Source organism: Listeria booriae (assembly GCF_000766865.1).
GTDB lineage: Bacteria > Bacillota > Bacilli > Lactobacillales > Listeriaceae > Listeria_A > Listeria_A booriae.
The window spans coordinates 58311-77264 of record NZ_JNFA01000025.1 but is presented as its reverse complement, the minus strand read 5'-3'; the positions used below and the strand labels follow the sequence as shown (position 1 = coordinate 77264).

Genomic DNA, 18954 nt, shown 5'->3' with positions numbered 1-18954 from the left:
ACACGAGAGAAGGAATTGATAACATGAAATTAACAAAATTCGCAATTATTGGCATGGTCACAGTTGCAACATTAGCAGGAACAGGAACGCACGCTTTGGCGGCAGACGGCGGAACACTAGGTTCTAAGGCAGATGTGAACTTCATACCTAATGACACAATTACGAATCCTGTTGACCCGACAGATCCAGATGGTCCAGGTCCAATCACTCCCGTTGACCCCGATCACCCCGCTGGTACTGCAGGTCCTCTAAGTATCGATTATATCTCCAATATCCATTTCGGTGAACAAAAAATCTCCGGTAACAACGAAGTATATAAAGCGCAACTGGATCAAATCAAAGTTGGTGTAGACGAAACAATTAAAGATGTACCGAACTTTGTGCAAGTAACAGATAACCGTGGTTCTAACGCTGGTTGGCATTTAACAGTAAAACAAGATGGTCAATTCACAAATGGTGGTTCTGAATTAACAGGTGCCGTTCTTGCTTTCACTAACCCAACAGTGAATTCCGCATCAGAAAGCGATGCACCAGAAGTATCTGATTTTGCATTAAACCCAGAAGGAATTGCTTCTGACGTTATGAATGCAGAAGAAAACGAAGGTATGGGAACATGGGTTGAAATGTTCGGTGCCGATAACCAAGAAGCAGCAGAAAGTATTACATTAAGCGTTCCAGGTAAAACATCGAAGGTTCCAGGCAAATACGAAGCAACATTAACATGGGAACTAACAGACACACCAGCATAATAGGAACATCAAAAACACGAGAATCCATTTTTGCGGACTCTCGTGTTTTTTATTCTCTCTCATTCCACTTCGCCAAAAACAAATCCAACTGTTCGTAGTCCTTCTTAGTAGGCGGCATATTCCAAACAAGCCGATTCGTCGTCACACTTACTTCCTCATAAAACGGGAAATCACTAATGATTAAATCAATGTGCTGCAAATGTTCATGCGAATGTAGCTCATCACAAATGATAATCTGCTCCTCCGAATAGTTTTTCCGTATCTCAGCCCGCAAAAATTCCTCCCAAAAATAGCCGTTCTCCGAAACAATTTTCAAATGAAGGATTTGGTGCCGTTTTTCTTGCTGCACAATCACATTATAGAGGTTTGTCAAATAGTTCACCATCATCGCTTTGTTGGAACGAATGTAGTGATGTTTTGGATGTGTTTCATATTTCGTCAAAATATCGCGAATTTGCTTGCTCAATACGAGTTTATCAGGAGCGATATGCGGATACGGAATCTCAGGCAACACATTTACCTTATCAATAAAGAGAAAACGTGACAGAAAATCAAGCGTTTCCGCCAAAATAAGTTGCTGATTTCGAATCGGATAAGGCGCCAACAAAGTAGCTAATTCCGACGCTAACTTAAATTTTTCAGGCGTGTCTTTTCTTCCATACTTAATACGACTATTAGCTTGCCCCTCGTCTACATACGAAAAATGCGTCCAAAAGCACATTAACACATTAATAAACTGCTCACTTTGCGGTAGCGGTTTTCCAGCAAGTTCATCTAAAATAGCATGATCCACCGGAAAAAATTCGCGCTGTGTATCAGCCAAAGTCGCCCAAATTTGTGCATCATCATCCGACATAACATACCGATAACCTTGCTTGAAACGAGTTAAACAAACCGCAATCGCAATCGCATAATTCATTCGCGCCGATAAAGAAAAATAAATGCCGAAACAACGTTCCACACTTTTGATAAAAGCATTAATTCGCTCGTACGGCATATCAGGAAACGGCCATTTCGTATACGGATAAGTCCGGCTATACACCTGGAAATAGAAAAAGCGTAACCGAATCTCCGTCCCTTTAATATCTAGTGGTGTCGTCTCAAGCACTAACCGACTTTCCGCCAAATACGTATCAATCTGCTTAATCCGTCGATACGTCGTCGGCAAACTATTGAAATTCGCCTCTGCCCATTCAGTCAAAGACAAATGCTGCCCTTCAAAAATATCCTTAGAAATCAAATAAAGATAAGAATTACTAACCGTTGCTGCATATAGATAAGTAAAATTCACTTGCTCCCCAACATCAAGCAACACATAGTACTCATTTTCATACACATGCGCAATATGCGGTTCAAAAATCTCTTGCAACCCTTTAATATCCGTATCTAGCGTCTTCACAGAACAATGCAACATCTCCGCAAGCTCTTTTTTTGTGTAGTTGGCATCGGCTGTAAATAAGATGTGCAACAAGCGTAACTTCCGATATTCTGAGGCTATTACTAAGTTTTTCATCGAAACGCACTCCTTTTTTCTTCAAGCTCAATATAGCATCATAATCCGCATTTGTCATGTTTTAAGACAAGCATCAAATCAAAAAATTCCGAGATAAAGAAGTTTTTGAGAATATGCCTAATTTCACCTCTTTTTATAGTATTGTTATATGTGTAAGAGGCACCAAGGTATGAAGAGCTCCATACCACCCACAAGCCTCCCTTCCAAAAGAGTATCCCAAAATACTCGCCTTCAAACAAAAACACCCAGACTCCCCACAAAAAAACAAATCAAATTCCAAAACTAAAGCAAGACCTAGCACACCCGCTAAAAAGAAATACACCCAATGTAAAGGAGGTGATGCCAAACTAACCGCGGCAGCAAGATAGAATTGTTCTTGGTGTAAGTTCAGTTCTCACACACGAAGCAAGACCAGTTCACACCAAACCAATGACAAATTCACAAAATAAGTATTTTAAGCACAACTAGAACAAAAATTAAGTGAAATTTGTTACCAAAAAAACAGTACCAAATGAGATCAATAACTAGAAAAAAATAATTGATCTGAGAAAGAACGAGCTGAAACAATGTAAGAAAGCTATGAAAATATTTACTATTAATAAAAATACTTTCAGAGAAGAAGCGCATGGTTGCATAGGATATATAGTATTTACCAAATGAAAGCACATGATAAAGCTTTCCTGAAAATATTAAATCAGAATTTTTAAAACATTCATACTTGCATTTTGCTAAATTTAACAAAGATTTCACCCAAGACACCTAAAAGTAAAACAGTTTACTTTTTTGGTTGGATATATCACCCAACTACATTTCTTTTTCTCTAAACTCTTGATTTACAAAGGAAAATATCGAAAAGTAGGCAAAAAATATTGTGATATAATTCGTAACAGCACTAAAGAAACATTTGCTTTTGCGGAAAATACAAAACGTAGATTATCCAATCCAATAAATAATGTTTTATACGGATAATTCTATATTTTTGATTTAATATAGAAATACTACATTTTGTATCTACTATAGGGGGTGTTTATTATGTGAAGACAGCTCGTTTCACGTAGGGAAGCAAATAGACAAATAGACATTTTGAAGGAAGAAGGAGAAAAATAAACATGAAATTAGAACAAAAGGGACCTATTAACGTTTTATCTAAAGCGTCGGTCAAGAAAGCTGCCAAATCACTTTTAGTAGCTACAGTTATTGCGAGTCAAGTATTTACAGTATTACCAACAGGATCATTTGCAGCAGAAGCGACTGGGCAAGATGTAGCATCAACAACATTGCCAACAGCTGATCAAGCCGCAAGCAAAATTGCAATCGAATCAAGAGCACTAGCTTTAGATAATGGCGTAACAGAGAAACGCGCACAAGTTTCTACATTCGCAGAATTTAAAGCAGCAGCAGAATCTACAACAATCAACGTTATCGAAATCACTGGTAACTTCCAATTCACAAGTAACGTATCTATCAACAGCAACATCCGCATCGAAGGTAACGGCTATGCAGTAACTGCTGGTAACTTCCAAATGATTATGCGCTCTACTTCTATTGTTGATGTACAAGACTTGAGCATCACGAACATTGGAACAAAAGGTGTATTCACTGGTTATAACTCAGCAGCAGCACCAACTGTTAACTTGACGAACAACGTACAAGTATGGGGAATGATCATGGGTGGATCGGGTAAATTATCCCTATCTATCGGCGGAACAAACAATAAAATCGTCAGCCCAGATCAATACGGTATGGACGTTGATGAGCTAGTTATTGAAGACAACACACGCATCGAAGAATTATCAGCATTGAACACAGCAGTTAAAGTTCGTTCATCAGGTAGTGTAGGTATTGGCGACAACGCATATATCAACATGAACTCAAGCAAAGGTTACGCATTTGACGTATCAACTAGTGCCCTTGTTATTGGTGAAAACACAGTATTGAAATCAGCATCTAAATACGGAACTGTAAGAGCAGCAACATTAGTTGTTAAAAATGGCGCTGACTTAACACTAGCATCAGGTGATGTTGGTAACGGTATCTACGTATCTGGAAACATTACAATCGGCGATGACGTAAAACTTAAAGCAACTGGTACAGGTACTGCCGTTTATGCATACAACACAGGAGCATCAATCGTTGTAGGTAAAAATGCAGCAGTTGATATCGTAAGTGATAATGGCTATGGTTTCTACGGTAATGCATCTATCACATTCGGTGACGGTTCATCTCTAAAATTAAGAACACAATATAAAGCTATTTACTCAGCAGGAGCAGCAACTATCCGCTTCGGTTCAGTATCTAACCAAGCAAAAGCACCAGGCGATCGCGTAAAAATTGATATCGATTCTGGTATTGACTACGGTATCTACTCTGGCGGACCAATTATTTTCGGTGACGACACAGAAGTTAACGTAAAAGCAAAAGCTGGAGCAATTTATGCAGCAGGAAACTCACGTGTAAACTTCGGTTCAAACACAAAAACTACTATCTCATCTTCTGCTGGTAGAGGTATTGATGCAGGCGGCGTAGTAATTGCTGACGATGCTTCAATGGATATCAAAGGTTACACAGATGGTATCTGGACTACAAATACAAGTGGTGAAGGTGTATCAACAGGTAAAAACGTTAATTTAAACATCACAGCGTCTAGCCACGATGGTATCTACACATACAAAAACACAACATTCGGAGAAAACAACACGGTTGTCATTAAAGCATTGAACAGCCATGCGATTCATTCACTTTACGGTTCAGCAATTAACATCGGTGCTAACTCAAGCTATGACCTATCCGGAACAGATGGTATTAGACAAGAAGGTGGCGCAGCAGCAGCACTTAACGTTGGAACAGGTTCAACAGTTAAAATTGCAGCAGCAGACTACGGTATCTACACTACAGGCTCTGCAACATTCGCTACTAACTCTAAAGCTAACATCCGTGCAGCTTCAAAAACAGCAAAACCAGCAGTAAAAGCAAACGGTGTTGTAACATTCCAAAAAGATACAATGGCATATGTTGAATCACTTTATCCATCATCAACAACATCTGTATTTGACTTAAGTGGCGGAGTAAACTCTAAGCTAGTTCTTAACAGCCCTAAACTTATTGATTTCCGTCAAAATAACAACAATGCATCAACTAAAACGGGTCATATTGTGAAAGGTTATGGTTCCGCAACAGTTGCCAACCAATCACGTCTAGAAATCAACAACGTAAAAAATCTAATGGGATGGAATCACGGTTCTAATTGGTCTGAACCAACAAACAGCGTATGGACTGATATCGAAGCTGGTCGTGTTACATTAGCAAGCAAAAACGGCACAGTTACAACTAACTACTACGGTGGTCCAGTAACAGGAATTAACGGCTTCAACCTATTCGATTACACACGTCTTTCAACAGAAGGTTCTAGTGCTATCGCTCGTCCAGTAGTTAGCCCAATCTATGTTGGTGCGAAAACAGTAACAGGTACTGGTACTCCAGGAAACGACGTTGTTGTTACATTCCCTAACGGAACAACAGCAAAAGCAACAGTTGGCCCAGACGGTAAATGGACAGTAAACGTACCAGCAGGCGTTAACCTTGCTAAAGATCAATCAGTCGTTACCTACCAAACAAATGGTGTAAACGACAGTGCAAACGTAACAACAAAAGTACAACAAGATCTATCTGTACCAGGAACTCCAGATGTTGACAAAGTAAAAGAAGGTGACAAAGTTGTTACTGGTAAAGGTGAACCAAACAAAGAAATCACAATCACACTTCCAGACGGTTCAAAAGTAACTGGTACAACAGACGATAAAGGCGACTTCTCTATCGCAATTCCAGAACAAAAAGAAGACGCAGTTCTTTCAGTAACACAAAAAGGTGACAACGGCCTTGAAGGTAACCCAGCAGTTGTTATCGTTGAATCAAACCAAAAACCAGTCATCACAGCTGACGATCAAACATTCCGCGTGGGAGATTCATTTGACCCATTAGCAGATGTAACAGCAAAAGATAAAGAAGATGGCGACTTAACAGCAGATATTAAAGTTTTAAGCAACAATGTAGACATGAACAAAGTAGGTAGCTACACAGTTCGTTATGCAGTAACAGACTCAGACGGTAACACAACAGAATTATCAGTAACAATCAAAGTTATCGCAGCAACAGCAGGAACAATCACAGCAAACGACTTCACAATCGGTACAGATAACTATGTTAAAGGTGCGCTAACAGGCGACGTTGCTAAAGCATACTTGGAAGTTAATGGAACACAGTTAACTACAATCAACGTATCTGGTTCAAGCTACCAATACTATGCTAAAACAGCTATCTTAGACCCAGCAGACAAAGTATTCATCGTAGCACTTGATGCAAACGGTAAAGTACTACAAAAAACAGAAGTAAAAGTAAATGCAAAAGCAACAACAGGAACAATCACAGCAGCTGACTTCACAATTGGCGCAGACAACTATGTTAAAGGTAACCTAACTGGCGACGTAGCAAAAGCACAATTAGAAGTTAACGGAACGAAACTAACAATGATTACTGTATCTGGTAGCACATACCAATACTACGCTAAAAACAACATCACGAAAGCAACAGATGACGTTTACATCGTAGCTTACGATGCAGCAGGTAAAGAACTACAAAGAACAAAAGTAAACGTTATTAAAGCAACAGCAGGAACAATCACAGCAAATGACTTCACAATCGGTACAGACAACTATGTTAAAGGCGCTCTAACAGGCGACGTAGTAAAAGCACAACTAGAAGTTAACGGAACTAAATTAACAGCAATCGACGTATCTGGTTCAAGCTACCAATACTACGCTAAAAACAACATCAAACAACCAACAGATCAAGTTTACATCATTGGTTATGACGCATCAGGTAAAGAACTACAAAGAACAAAAGTAAACGTAAAAGCAGCAACAGTTACAGCAGGAACAATCACACCTGATAAATTTACACTTGGAACAGATGCTTATGTAAAAGGAACATTCACAGGTGACGTAGCAAAAGTTAGCCTAACAGTTAACGGAACAGTTTACCAAACAATCAACACACCAACATCACCATTCCAATACTACGCAAAAGCTAACATCAAAAACGTAACAGACATAGTAGTAGTAACAGCATACGATGCAACAGGTAAAGTTTTAGATACAAAACCAGTAACAGTAACTACTGATAACGGCCAAGCAGGAACAATCACAGCAAACAGCTTCAAACTTGGTAAAGACAGCTATGTAACAGGAACACTAACTGGCGATGTAGCAAAAGTAGAACTACAAGTGAACGGCGCTCCAGGACAAAAAATTGACGTATCAGGTAGCACATACCAATACTACGCAAAATCTAAAATTCTAAGCGCAACGGACGATGTTAAAGTGGTTGCTTACAATTCAGCTGGCATTGTTGTAAACATCAAATCAGTAGCAATCAGCACAACTGACGGTACTGTAGTAGCAAACGACTTCACAGTTGGAACAGATAGCTATGTAACAGGAACACTTACAGGTGACGTGACTAGAATCGCTCTTAAAGTAGATGGCGTTCTTAAATCAGGTATCCCAGCAACAGCAGGAGCATTCCAATACTACGCAAAATCACTAATCACTTCAGCAACAAACTCAGTAGAAGTTATCGCTTATGATGCAACAGGCGCAGAGCTTAGCACAGCAACTGTAAAAATCAACAAACAAGCACCAGTAGTAACAGCAGGAACAGTAACACCAACAGCATACAAAATCGGAACAAACACATACGTTGAAGGAACATACACTGGCGACGTAGCAAAAGTAGCACTAGAAGTAAATGGTAGCTTACAAAATGCAATCCCAGCAACAAATGGCGTTATCCGTTACTATGCAGGAGCTCTTATCACAAATGCTAGCGACGTAGTAAACGTAAAAGTATATGATGCAGCAGGTAAACTTTTAGACAGCAAACCAGTTACAATCAATGCAGCAACAGGTACTGTAGCAGCAGCTGACGTAAAAGTTGGCGATAGCTACCTAAACGGTACAGCAACAGGTGACGTATACAAAGTAGCACTTAAAGTGAACGGAACTGTTCAAACAAGTGTTGCAATCGTTCAAGCAGACGGATCATACAGATACTACATCAAAGCATTGAACTTAAAATCAACAGACGATGTACAAGTAATTGGTTACGACAACAAAGGTAACGAAATCTCAACATCAAACGTAACAATCGCTGACTAACACGAATCAGACACAATGGTATAACACAACTAAAGGGGAATAGCACTATTCCCCTTTAGTTATTAAATGAATGAGGTGTACAAACGAATGAAAAAAATAGTATTAGCAACAGCAGCAGTATTAACATTAGTCTTTGCAGGAGCATGTGGCAACGCGGCAACAAAAGACGACAAGGAAAAAACAACAGAAACAGCAAAACAAGAATTCAAAACAAAAACAGTCGACAACATTGACATGAAGATTGGCGAAATCAAAACAACAGAAAGCACGAAAAAAGACAAAAATATGGTCAGCATTGCCATGTCATTCCTAAACAACGATAACGCACCAGTTGGCGTTGGCGCAGGCGACTTCAAAATAAAAGCAGACGGTAAAACATTCGACGTTTACCCACAAGGAAACAACTTCGGTGATGAATTCAAACCAAACGAAAAACTAGCAGGAAAAGCATATTTCGAACTACCAAACACAGTGAAAAAAGGCACACTTGTTTACGCACCGATGGATAAAGAAAAAGCAAGCTGGTCCATCACTATTCCAGAAGCCAAATAAGCCATTAAATTCGAAATCAGAAAGGATTGTCATAAATTGAAAATAGTTGTTATGGGATTAGGATATATCGGACTTCCAACGGCCATTATGTTTGCCAATCATAAGCAAGATGTATTAGGAATTGATGTTAACGAGAACGTCATCAAAGAATTAAATACTGGAAAAATTCACATTGAAGAACCAGGACTTCAAGCCGAGTTAGATAGAGCACTTACGAACAAAACATTCCGAGCTGGTTTAGTAGTAGAACCAGCGGATGCGTTCATCGTCTCTGTACCAACACCAAACAATGACGACGCGCTAAAATCATGTGACTTAGGTTACGTACAATCAGCCGTTAGCAACATCTTACCAGTTTTAGAAAAAGGCAATACCATCATCATTGAGTCTACAATCGCCCCAAGATCTACTGAAGATCACATTTTACCTCTCGTTGAAAGTACGGGTCTTATCGTAGGGAAGGATGTATTCCTTGTTCACTGTCCAGAGCGCGTACTACCAGGTCAAATCATCCACGAATTGATCTATAATAACCGCATCATCGGCGGCGTAACACCAGCCTGCACCCAAGCCGGCAAAAAAATCTATAGCGTTTTTGTACAAGGCGAATTAATCGAATCTGCAGCATCTACAGCAGAAATGTCTAAACTAATGGAAAACACATACCGTGACGTAAACATTGCGCTAGCAAACGAACTAGTACACATCTCTGCTGAACTAGGCATCAACGCACTAGACGTTATCAGCATGGCCAACAAACACCCACGTGTTAACTTACACCAACCAGGACCAGGCGTTGGCGGACATTGTTTAGCCGTAGATCCTTATTTCATCGCAGCAAAGGCACCAGCACAATCACATCTGATTCAACGCGCACGTCATATTAACTCCACCATGCCAAACTTCATCGTAGAAAACACCGTGGCTTTAATGGACAAAATCCAAGGCAGAAAAATCGCTGTATTCGGCTTAACATACAAAGGCGACATTGATGATATCCGCGAAAGCCCAGCCCTAGAAATCTATCACGAACTAGACGCGATGTCACAATTCGACGTAGTAGCCTATGACCCGCACGTGAATGCACCATTTATCGAACAAGACATGGCAACAGCAACAGCAGACGCTGACCTTGTATTAGTACTTGTAGATCACTCTGAATTCCGAGCTTTAACAAGTGCAGATTTCAATAACATGCGTACAAAAGCAATTTTAGATACAAAAAATGTGGCAACGGAATGTAAAGACATGGAGAACTACTACGACCTTGGCACACTTTCGAAAATTAAAGAACGTCAAGCCGTCAGCATCATCGCCTAACCAACCGATTTTGCTACTAGAACTGCGATCAAAAATAGAAATGTGGATGATGAATTGAAAAAGATACTTTTAATATCTCAAAATTTCTATCCTGAAATCGGAAGTGCCGCGAATCGCATGAAGCAGTTGTTTCGGTTGTTCAGCAAAGAGTACGACACAACGTTGTACACAACCGAACCGCAATATCCGAATCGTGACATTTACGAGCAGGAAAAGTTTTGGGATGCAGACCTCGAAAGCGAGAAAATTGTCCGTGTAAAAACGAGAACGAGCCAATACGAAGCCAATATGTTATTTCGGTTTCTCCTCTACTTGGAGACGGTATGCCGTTTCATTTTGAAAATAGTTCGAACAAAAGAATCTTTCGATGTCGTCTACGTATCGAGTCCACCCATTTCGATAGCACTTGCCGGTTTAATAGCGAAACGGAAACTAAAAACAAAACTGATTGTTGATATTCGCGATTTATGGCCAGAGTCATTAAAAGGGGTGGGAAAGTTCAATTCACGATTTTTCCTCTACATGGCGTATCGATTAGAAAAGCGCATATACAAAAAAGCAGACCAAATTATCGTGAACAGCGAACGATTCAAAACGTATATCACAGACCAAGGCATTGACCCAGATAAAATAACCTTTGTACCGAATGCATTGACGAATGAAGAATTGGCACTTGGAAGTAAGAAACGACCAATTATTAATGAACCAATCACAGTTATTTACACAGGAAACATTGGGCTAGCACAAGAATTGGCCAGTTTCATCCGAATGGCAGCACACTTCCACGATGACCCCAATGTTTGTTTTAAAATGATTGGCTACGGAACGAATTACCAAAAACTAATCGACTCCGTAAAAGAAAAAGCATTAGCAAACATCCATGTGAGTCCGCCAGACACAAGAGGCAATGTCCTCACAAAATTAGCCCAAGCAGACGTCGCGTTTGTCAGCCTAGTACCACATCCCGTTTTTGAAACAGTCATCCCTGGAAAAATCGTGGACTACATGGGCATCGGCCTACCGATTATCGGCATGGTTTCGGGCTATAGTAAAGAAATTATCAATCAGTCAAATACCGGATTTATTTACGGTCATGACGAAGAAAAGGCGATGTACAACGGACTAACCCATTTAATCGAAAACCACGAGCTACGCGCCCAACTACGCCAAAACGGCCAAAACTACGCCAAAGCAAACTATAACTGGCAGGAAAATTTCAAACGTATTGAAAAAATTATTGCTGGATTTGAATGAGGTAATCACTTATGTCAAAAAAAGTCACCATGTTTGTCTGGAATCATTTTACGAATGATGCACGTGTATTGCGAGAATGTACGGCACTAGCCGAGGCGGGATATGAACTTCAATTGTTGGCGTTAGGACAAGAAAAAACAACAGTAGAAGAACGGCCCGATCCATTTAAAATTAGGCGCCTTGGCTTTAAACTCCCCACCTTTCCACACCGATGGCACAAAATTATTATTTGCTTACTCCTCCTTGCTGCCATTTTTTATACTCCTCTTTTAGTAATCTGCTTCATCGGCACATATCTTGTGCTCTACAAAACCAAGGTAAAATACGTTATTCGCAAAATAGCACTGATCACCAAAATGATTTATTGGGGATTAAAGGCAGATGCCGATATTTATCACGCAAACGATTTAAATACACTATTCCAAGCCGTTGTATGCGGGAAATGGGTACGAAAACGGAAAGTCATATTTGATTCTCATGAAGTGAATGTCAGCCGTTCAGGGTATAACTCGAAAGTTTACCCAATAGCGGAGAAGTTTTTGATGCGGTATATCGATAGTTGCATTCATGAGAATTATACACGAGCGAGATTTATCAAGCGCATCTACAAATTCTCTCCGAACGTGATTTATAACTATCCCTTTTTACAAACACATATCGAACCAATCAACTTACACAAGCAATTAGATTTACCAGAAGATGAACTGATTTTACTTTATCAGGGCGGTCTTCAAGAAGGACGGGGGCTTGATAAATTACTCGAAGCCGTTCCTCACATCAAGAAAGGCACAGTGGTCTTTATCGGAGACGGCAAATGGAAACCGTTTCTAGTCGCCGAAACAGCACGTCAAAATGTATCACATCGCGTGAAGTTTATTCCAAAAGTCCCTGTAGAACAACTGCCTGCCTACACAAAGAATGCGTATATTGGCTTTCAATTACTGAACAATACGTCCTTTAATCATTACTCAGCCGCATCGAATAAACTTTTCGAGTATATCATGGCTGGCATACCAGTTGTCGCTTGTAATTTTCCAGAGATTAAAAAAGTGGTGACAAATGATGAAGTAGGGGTGCTTGTGAAATCCGATGATCCGCTATCGATTGCCGCTGGTGTCAATCAATTAATCGACCAGCCAGAACTACGGGAGAAAATGCACCAAAACACGTTCCAAGCGAGAGAAAAATATAATTGGACAAACGAAAAAATCAAATTCTTGAAAATCTATCAAAGGCTAACAGAGGTGTAGAGATGCAAGATCAGAAACGAAAGAAGAAACAAACGAAAAAGTCAAGAAAGCAGAAGAAAATGGGAGAACTCGAAATCACAACCTTAAACGAGACAAACGAACAACTAAAACAACAACTAGCAGAACAAATACAGCGCGCAGACGAAGAGAACCAAGCCTTAAAAACAGCCCAAGAGAAGCTAGAAGAACAACTAGAAGAACAAATTCACGAAGCAATTTCACTTCGAGCAGAAATGAAAAAACTAGAACAGAACAATAAAACGCAAAAAACAACATTAGAACGACTAAATCAAGAACTTGCGAATCTAGATGCAAAACATCAGGCATTGGCAGAAGAAAAGCAACAAATGCAAGCCCAACTAAGAGGCGAAGAAAGCCTGATGCAACAAGTACAAGCCGCAAAAACAGAACTCGCAGAACACAAGCTTCAGATCATAGCTTTACTAGACAGTCAAAAAGAACCGCTGGAAGCGATTCAAAAAGAAAATGAGGCACAACAACAGATGCTTGAGCAACAAGAAAAAGCTTTGGTTTCCGTTAGGGCTGAGCGTGATCACTTTAAAGGACGTTACAATCAAATCATGAAAACTAAAATTATGAAATGGACTGGGAAATATTGGCTAATAAGAAAAAAACTACGATCAAACAACAAATAAAACAAGTTTTTCGTTCGATTGATACAGTTCAGCAACAGTTAGTGGCAGAACTGCATCCTGTTATTTTAGATGACGCTGATTTAAAAAATGCTGCCAATTGGTGGTATATCCGTGAAGAAGGTCTAGAAGCGCGTGAAGAAAATGGCGACTTACTTTTTATTAACAATACAGAACGCGGGAATTACACTTCCTTTAAAGAAACGAATGTTGCCTTTAAGCGGATGCCAGCACATCATATGGAAGTTTTTCCAGAAGAACAAATAAGCGTCTATGCCGAAGCAGAGCCTTCTGAAGGAGTATCTATCAAAATCGCTATCGTTGAATACAGCGGTCGTGACAAAACAACGACAACGATGGTCGATGTGAATAAGGAGACGCAGATAACCTTGGGAAAAGATTCGAAGTACATTCGTGTCGCCATGAAAGTGACCGGTAAAGGGAAAGCTTATCTCAGAAAAATGAATATTAAACGTGTCTTTAGTACTGCTAAGAAACCAGTGCCGCAAATCATACCACAAGATTCATTCCAGAATGTGCGGGATTTTAAAGAGCTAAAAGTGGCTTGTATTTTCGACGAGTTTACGATGACAAGCTACCGCGAAGAAGTCGAACTGATTACATTCACACCAGAGAATTGGAAAGAAGTTTTGACAGAGAATCGTCCGCACTTCTTGTTTGTAGAATCAGCTTGGCACGGTAATTTCGGTACTTGGCAATACAAAGTTGGACGTTACTCGAACGTTGGCCGTGAGGAACTATTTGAACTCTTGCAATGGTGCCGAGACAATGGCATTCCAACGGTTTTCTGGAACAAAGAAGATCCGATTCACTTTGACAAATTCATTGATTCAGCGAAACGCTTTGACCATATTTACACGACCGATGCGAACAAAATTCCAGACTATCAAAAGCATGCGAAACATAAAAATGTCTATGCGCTTCCTTTTGCAGCGGAGCCAAAACATCATAATCCAATTCAATTGGACACACCACGAGAAGACGGTGTTTGCTTCGCCGGATCGTATTATGCGAACCGCCATCCAGAGCGCCGCGAGATTATGGACGAGATGCTTGCTATTAGTAATGAATTCGGTTTGACGATTTACGACCGGAACTACGAGCGTACCGAACCAGAATTTCGTTTCCCAGCAGAGTTTGAGCATAATGTCGTGGGCAGCCTAGCTTACAACGAGATTGATAAAGCATATAAAGGATACCGTTTCATGCTAAATGTCAACAGTGTGATCCATTCACCAACGATGTTTTCTAGACGCGTCTTTGAAGGGCTGGCCTCAGGAACACCAATTTTGAGCAGCTATTCAGAGGGCATCGAACGAATTTTTGGCAACTTAGTAATGATTGCTCAAAATCCAGATGACTTACGCCAACAGATGACGGCTATTGCAAATGATGAACAGCGCTACCGCCAGTTATCTTTAGCAGGTATCCGCGAAATTTACAACAAGCACACGTATAAACATCGCTTACATTTCATGCTAGAAAATATGGGCATTTCCTTACCAGTGAAGCAAAAAGAAGTAACGGTTATCAGCGTTGTGGAATCAGAAGAAGCACTACAACAAGTCATGCAAACATTCCATAAACAAACCTATACTGCGAAGAAATTACATGTTTTTGTCCGCAATGTATTCGATTTCCAAAATATCAACCAGATTATTAACACGTATCAAAGCGAAACAATCTCGATTTCTTTACTCGATTATGTTACGAATTATCAACGTTTGAACGACTTAGTAGCTTCTGATTTTGTAGCCTTCTTGGGAGAAAATCATTTCTACGGACGTAACTATCTAGAGGATTTGATGATTGCGACAGAGTATACCGATGCTGATTTTATCGGAAAAGGAAATTATATTCGCAAAAAAGACGGCAAGTACTGGGGTGTCAAAGAGACAGAGGAATACACCTTTACGACGAAGTTATCTAGTACGCAAGCCATTTTAAACAGTCATTTTACATTCCGAAAAGACTTGAAAACACTGCTTACGGAATTTACGCAGGGAGCGGATTTATCCAGCTACTTGAAACAAGGCGCCAAGTTGTTTAGTGCCGACAAATACAATTTTATTCACAACGGGAAATGCGCGGAAGAGCAGTGGATTCGCCACGTTGAAATATAGGAGGAAGATAAAGGAATGAGTGAACTACGAATTCTGTTATATGGAGATATTGATTTAAACTTTATGGACGGTTCTGCGGTGTGGCTAACTTCCATCGCGCCAGTGCTAAGTATGAATCCCCATATACAGGTAGACCTACTTTTAAAAGCTAAGGAGCAAAATGATCGCTTGACTAGTGCTTTAAAAGGGAAGGCTAACTTGCAATTGATTCAGCCGTTTGAGCGTTTTTCGACCATGAGTTTTAAGCAACCGACACGTTTGAAAGTGGAAGAAGCCGTGTCCATCATGTTGCAGCTACATCAGGAAAACCCGTATCAATTAGTCATTGTTCGTGGGTTTGATCTCGTGCGTGAAATGATGAAGCACGAAGCTTTCCGCCACATCACCGTGCCATATTTAACAGATTTCAAGCACGATGATCGCTCCACACCAGAAGAGCGTGCCGATTTAAAACGCGTCTACGATCACTTTGACCATCTCTTTTTACAAACGAAAGAAACGAAAGAAGCCTTCCAAAAATTGATTTCCGTCGATGGCGAGAAAATTCGCTTATTGTATCCGATGGTTCCTGAGTCTGACAGCATCCCGAGTTTCAGAAATAAGCATAGCCGATTAATTTATAGCGGTAAGTTCCACGAAGATTGGTACACCGAAGAAATCATTTCTGCAACGGAAAAATTACATGCGATGGATACGCGGATTCATACACAAATTGTGGGCGATAAATTTCAGGAACGTTTGCGAGAACGTGAAGCCCAACTCCGCATCAAAAAAGCATTCAATGAAGAAGAATCGATTGATTGGGTAGGCGCTGTTTCTAGGGAACATTGCCAAGACTTGATCGAAGAAGCCGATGTTGGCATTAGCTGGCGAAGCCCTGGATTAGACAATGACGATAGCGTTGAACTATCTAGTAAACTTTTGGAATACGGTCGCCTAGGAAAACCAGCATTAGTTCGGAAAACAAAGATGCATGAAGCCATTTTGGGAGCAGATTATCCGCTATTTGTAGATACAGAAGCTGACTTTATTGAGAAAACCGCGCGTGTGTTACAAGACGAAACGCTTTACCGCCAAGCAGCAGAACAAATGTATGAAGCAAGTAAGTACTTTACATTCCACGCGGCATATCAGCGTTTGAAAGACTTTATCTGGTCATTCCAAAAACAACCTATCAAAATTGTATTCGCCGGTCATGATTTGAAATTTGCTCGTATGTTAATCGAACATTTTGAAGGGCATCCGCATTTTGAAGTACGGACCGATGTGTGGAGTTCGCATGAGAAACATGATGAAAAGCATAGCTTGGCCTGTTCTGAATGGGCAGATGTTGTCTTTTGTGAATGGGGACTAGGAAATGCCGTTTGGTACTCGAATCATAAACAACCGCATCAAGAAATCATCGTACGCATGCATTTCCAAGAGAAAGATTTGAAGTTTCCACGTTTGATGAACTTAGACAATATTCACAAAATTATTGTGATTACGCCATATATGCTAGAAGAGTTTCACCGCATCTTCGGGATTCCACGTCATAAGATGGTCTATATTGATAATTTACTGGACGCCGAAAAATTCGATCTTCCTAAACAAGATGGCAAAGAATTTCGTTTAGGGATTTGCGGGATTTTACCAGCGAGAAAACGCGTAGACTTAGCCGTTGATTTACTAGAAGCGATGTGGAAAAAAGACCCGCGCTACAAGTTGTCGATTAAGAGTAAGCATCCGAAAGATGTGGCTTGGTTAATGGCTCGTGAGAAAGAACGTGCTTATTATGACGCCATTTTTGAACGAATTGAGAATGCACCTTGGAAAGACAATGTTATTTTTGAACCGCACGGTGATGATGTCAATGAATGGATGAGCACGATTGGGTATTTGTTATCGCCAAGTGATTACGAAGGCTCACACGTTTCGGTTTCCGAAGCGATGGCCAGTGGTTCTGTACCAGTGATTCGTGATTGGAAAGGCGCCGATACCGTTTATCCTGAAAAATACATCGTGCACACGTTAGAAGACGCGATTGCAACAGTGGAACAAAACGGATTAACAGAAGCCGAAATGACCGAAAGAAAGCAGTTTGCCAAAACGAAATTTGATAGAAAAAGAATTGTCCGTGAGGTTGCTGTTCTAGTACGAGACAGCCTCACCGCAGCGAAATAAGAAAGGATGATAGAAATTTCCATGGAAAACAAGATAGAACAGGCATCGATACAACACGTAGAAGTTTTTTTCAACAAAGCCTATCTACAAATTAAAGCGATGTCGACAGATCCAAACCAAGAATTGATGTATGCCTTTTATGTGTATAAAACGGGTGAGGTGGATGCGATTGAAAAATCAGCCTACAAAAAATTCGACACGCACCAACTAGAAATTACAGCACCAGGTGAGTACCGCGTGAAAGTCTTTGCAAAAAACAAAAATACAGGAAAAGTCATGACACAATCCAGTAAAACCGTGCAGTACACCATGATCAAGGACTACTGAGCGAAGAGGAGATGGAACATGTTACACGGAAAACATTTAATCAATGGAAGTAAGACACTTGTGATTGTCTTCCAAAACGCCGCCAAGCCACTAAACGATGCGATACCAGATATTTATAGCGGCAAGGTGACGCAAGAAGAAGTCGCCGAAATGCATGAGCGTTATACGTGGATGAAGTTCGCAGAGCGCGTGCCTAAGGCTGATTATTTCTTCGTGAAGGATCACTTTTCGAGTGTGTACGGCTGGTATTTCATGGATCATGGGACATTCATTCATGAAGCTTTCAACGATGCACTGACAACATTTATTAAACAACATGGCTACAAACGTGTCATCGCTTTTGGATCAAGTAAAGGTGGGACAGGCGCGCTACTTTACGGTGTCATGAACCCACTCATTACCGATGTCCTTTCGCTCATTCCGCAAATACATGTCGGGCGCTTTATTAACCGTCTGTGTCCTGATGAGAAAGCTTTGTTTTACGGGAACACGCCTGGTTTCGAGAAGCAAGTAGATGAATTTCTGTTTGCAGATAAGCTGTACGCGGGCTATAAAAACACGAAGCTGTACTTGTACTCCGGCATTTTCGACATCCAATTCGAGGCATTGCTTCGCTACCAAACCTTTTTAACGAAAAAAGGGATTGCGAGTGAGCTACTTCTAAACCGCAGTGATGAACGACATACACGCCTTGTCAATCAGTACACCACGTTTATTTACGGGGCTTTAGAAGACTTAATTGACCAAAGCGAAAATCGGATGGACCAACAAGCGATTAAGATTGCCCCTTCCGTTCGTGTACTAAAGGAACAATAGA

Annotated in this window: 12 protein-coding genes; 11 read left to right on the top strand and 1 reads right to left on the bottom strand. The window is 40.4% G+C overall.

What is annotated here, in order from left to right; genetic code table 11:
* Positions 1 to 23: 23 nt before the first annotated feature.
* Complete coding sequence (locus EP57_RS11560; RefSeq protein ID WP_036086931.1) at positions 24 to 749, top strand: WxL domain-containing protein; 726 nt, start codon at positions 24 to 26, stop codon at positions 747 to 749.
* A 49-nt stretch (positions 750 to 798) separates the two neighbouring features.
* On the opposite strand, the gene EP57_RS11555 is transcribed toward EP57_RS11560, so the two are convergent.
* Positions 799 to 2262 (bottom strand): AcpB/EbpR/MafR family transcriptional regulator, encoded by a 1464-nt coding sequence (locus EP57_RS11555; RefSeq protein WP_036086930.1) that lies wholly within the window; start codon positions 2260 to 2262, stop codon positions 799 to 801.
* A gap of 1109 nt (positions 2263 to 3371) precedes the next feature.
* Between EP57_RS11555 and EP57_RS11545 the strand changes: the two genes are divergently transcribed.
* The 10 genes from EP57_RS11545 to EP57_RS11500 all read left to right on the top strand — a co-directional run bounded on the left by EP57_RS11545 (position 3372) and on the right by EP57_RS11500 (position 18953).
* Entirely contained in the window at positions 3372 to 8474 is a 5103-nt protein-coding gene (locus tag EP57_RS11545; protein WP_036086925.1) for an immunoglobulin-like domain-containing protein, read from the top strand.
* Between the two features lie 87 nt (positions 8475 to 8561).
* Positions 8562 to 9026, top strand: a complete 465-nt coding sequence (locus tag EP57_RS11540; protein WP_036086923.1) for a DUF4352 domain-containing protein — start codon at positions 8562 to 8564, stop codon at positions 9024 to 9026.
* Between the two features lie 36 nt (positions 9027 to 9062).
* Positions 9063 to 10346 carry a nucleotide sugar dehydrogenase gene (locus EP57_RS11535; protein WP_036086921.1) on the top strand — a complete coding sequence of 428 codons (1284 nt, stop codon included), beginning with the start codon at positions 9063 to 9065 and terminating at the stop codon, positions 10344 to 10346.
* Positions 10347 to 10400: 54 nt separating this feature from the next.
* Positions 10401 to 11600 (top strand): glycosyltransferase family 4 protein, encoded by a 1200-nt coding sequence (locus EP57_RS11530; protein ID WP_036086918.1) that lies wholly within the window; start codon positions 10401 to 10403, stop codon positions 11598 to 11600.
* 11 nt (positions 11601 to 11611) lie between these two features.
* Entirely contained in the window at positions 11612 to 12850 is a 1239-nt protein-coding gene (locus tag EP57_RS11525; RefSeq protein ID WP_036086915.1) for a glycosyltransferase family 4 protein, read from the top strand.
* 2 nt (positions 12851 to 12852) lie between these two features.
* Positions 12853 to 13506, top strand: coding sequence for a hypothetical protein (locus EP57_RS11520; protein ID WP_036086914.1), 654 nt, complete (start codon positions 12853 to 12855; stop codon positions 13504 to 13506).
* Positions 13467 to 15647, top strand: a complete 2181-nt coding sequence (locus EP57_RS11515) for a CgeB family protein (protein ID WP_114982852.1) — start codon at positions 13467 to 13469, stop codon at positions 15645 to 15647. The genes EP57_RS11520 and EP57_RS11515 overlap by 40 nt, the downstream gene beginning before the upstream one ends.
* Before the next feature lie 15 nt (positions 15648 to 15662).
* Positions 15663 to 17810, top strand: a complete 2148-nt coding sequence (locus EP57_RS11510) for a glycosyltransferase family protein (RefSeq protein ID WP_036086910.1) — start codon at positions 15663 to 15665, stop codon at positions 17808 to 17810.
* Positions 17811 to 17831: 21 nt separating this feature from the next.
* Entirely contained in the window at positions 17832 to 18137 is a 306-nt protein-coding gene (locus tag EP57_RS11505) for a hypothetical protein (RefSeq protein ID WP_036086907.1), read from the top strand.
* 18 nt (positions 18138 to 18155) lie between these two features.
* Complete coding sequence (locus tag EP57_RS11500) at positions 18156 to 18953, top strand: hypothetical protein (protein WP_036086905.1); 798 nt, start codon at positions 18156 to 18158, stop codon at positions 18951 to 18953.
* Position 18954 lies beyond the last annotated feature (1 nt).

What these genes read in the sequence shown, in the direction of transcription:
- EP57_RS11545 (WP_036086925.1), top strand. Translation starts at nt 3,372, where the DNA reads ATGAAATTAGAACAAAAGGGACCTATTAACGTTTTATCTAAAGCGTCG.
- EP57_RS11510 (WP_036086910.1), top strand. Translation starts at nt 15,663, where the DNA reads ATGAGTGAACTACGAATTCTGTTATATGGAGATATTGATTTAAACTTT.
- EP57_RS11505 (WP_036086907.1), top strand. Translation starts at nt 17,832, where the DNA reads ATGGAAAACAAGATAGAACAGGCATCGATACAACACGTAGAAGTTTTT.
- EP57_RS11500 (WP_036086905.1), top strand. Translation starts at nt 18,156, where the DNA reads ATGTTACACGGAAAACATTTAATCAATGGAAGTAAGACACTTGTGATT.
- EP57_RS11520 (WP_036086914.1), top strand. Translation starts at nt 12,853, where the DNA reads ATGCAAGATCAGAAACGAAAGAAGAAACAAACGAAAAAGTCAAGAAAG.
- EP57_RS11525 (WP_036086915.1), top strand. Translation starts at nt 11,612, where the DNA reads ATGTCAAAAAAAGTCACCATGTTTGTCTGGAATCATTTTACGAATGAT.
- EP57_RS11540 (WP_036086923.1), top strand. Translation starts at nt 8,562, where the DNA reads ATGAAAAAAATAGTATTAGCAACAGCAGCAGTATTAACATTAGTCTTT.
- EP57_RS11560 (WP_036086931.1), top strand. Translation starts at nt 24, where the DNA reads ATGAAATTAACAAAATTCGCAATTATTGGCATGGTCACAGTTGCAACA.
- EP57_RS11555 (WP_036086930.1), bottom strand. Translation starts at nt 2,262, where the DNA reads ATGAAAAACTTAGTAATAGCCTCAGAATATCGGAAGTTACGCTTGTTG.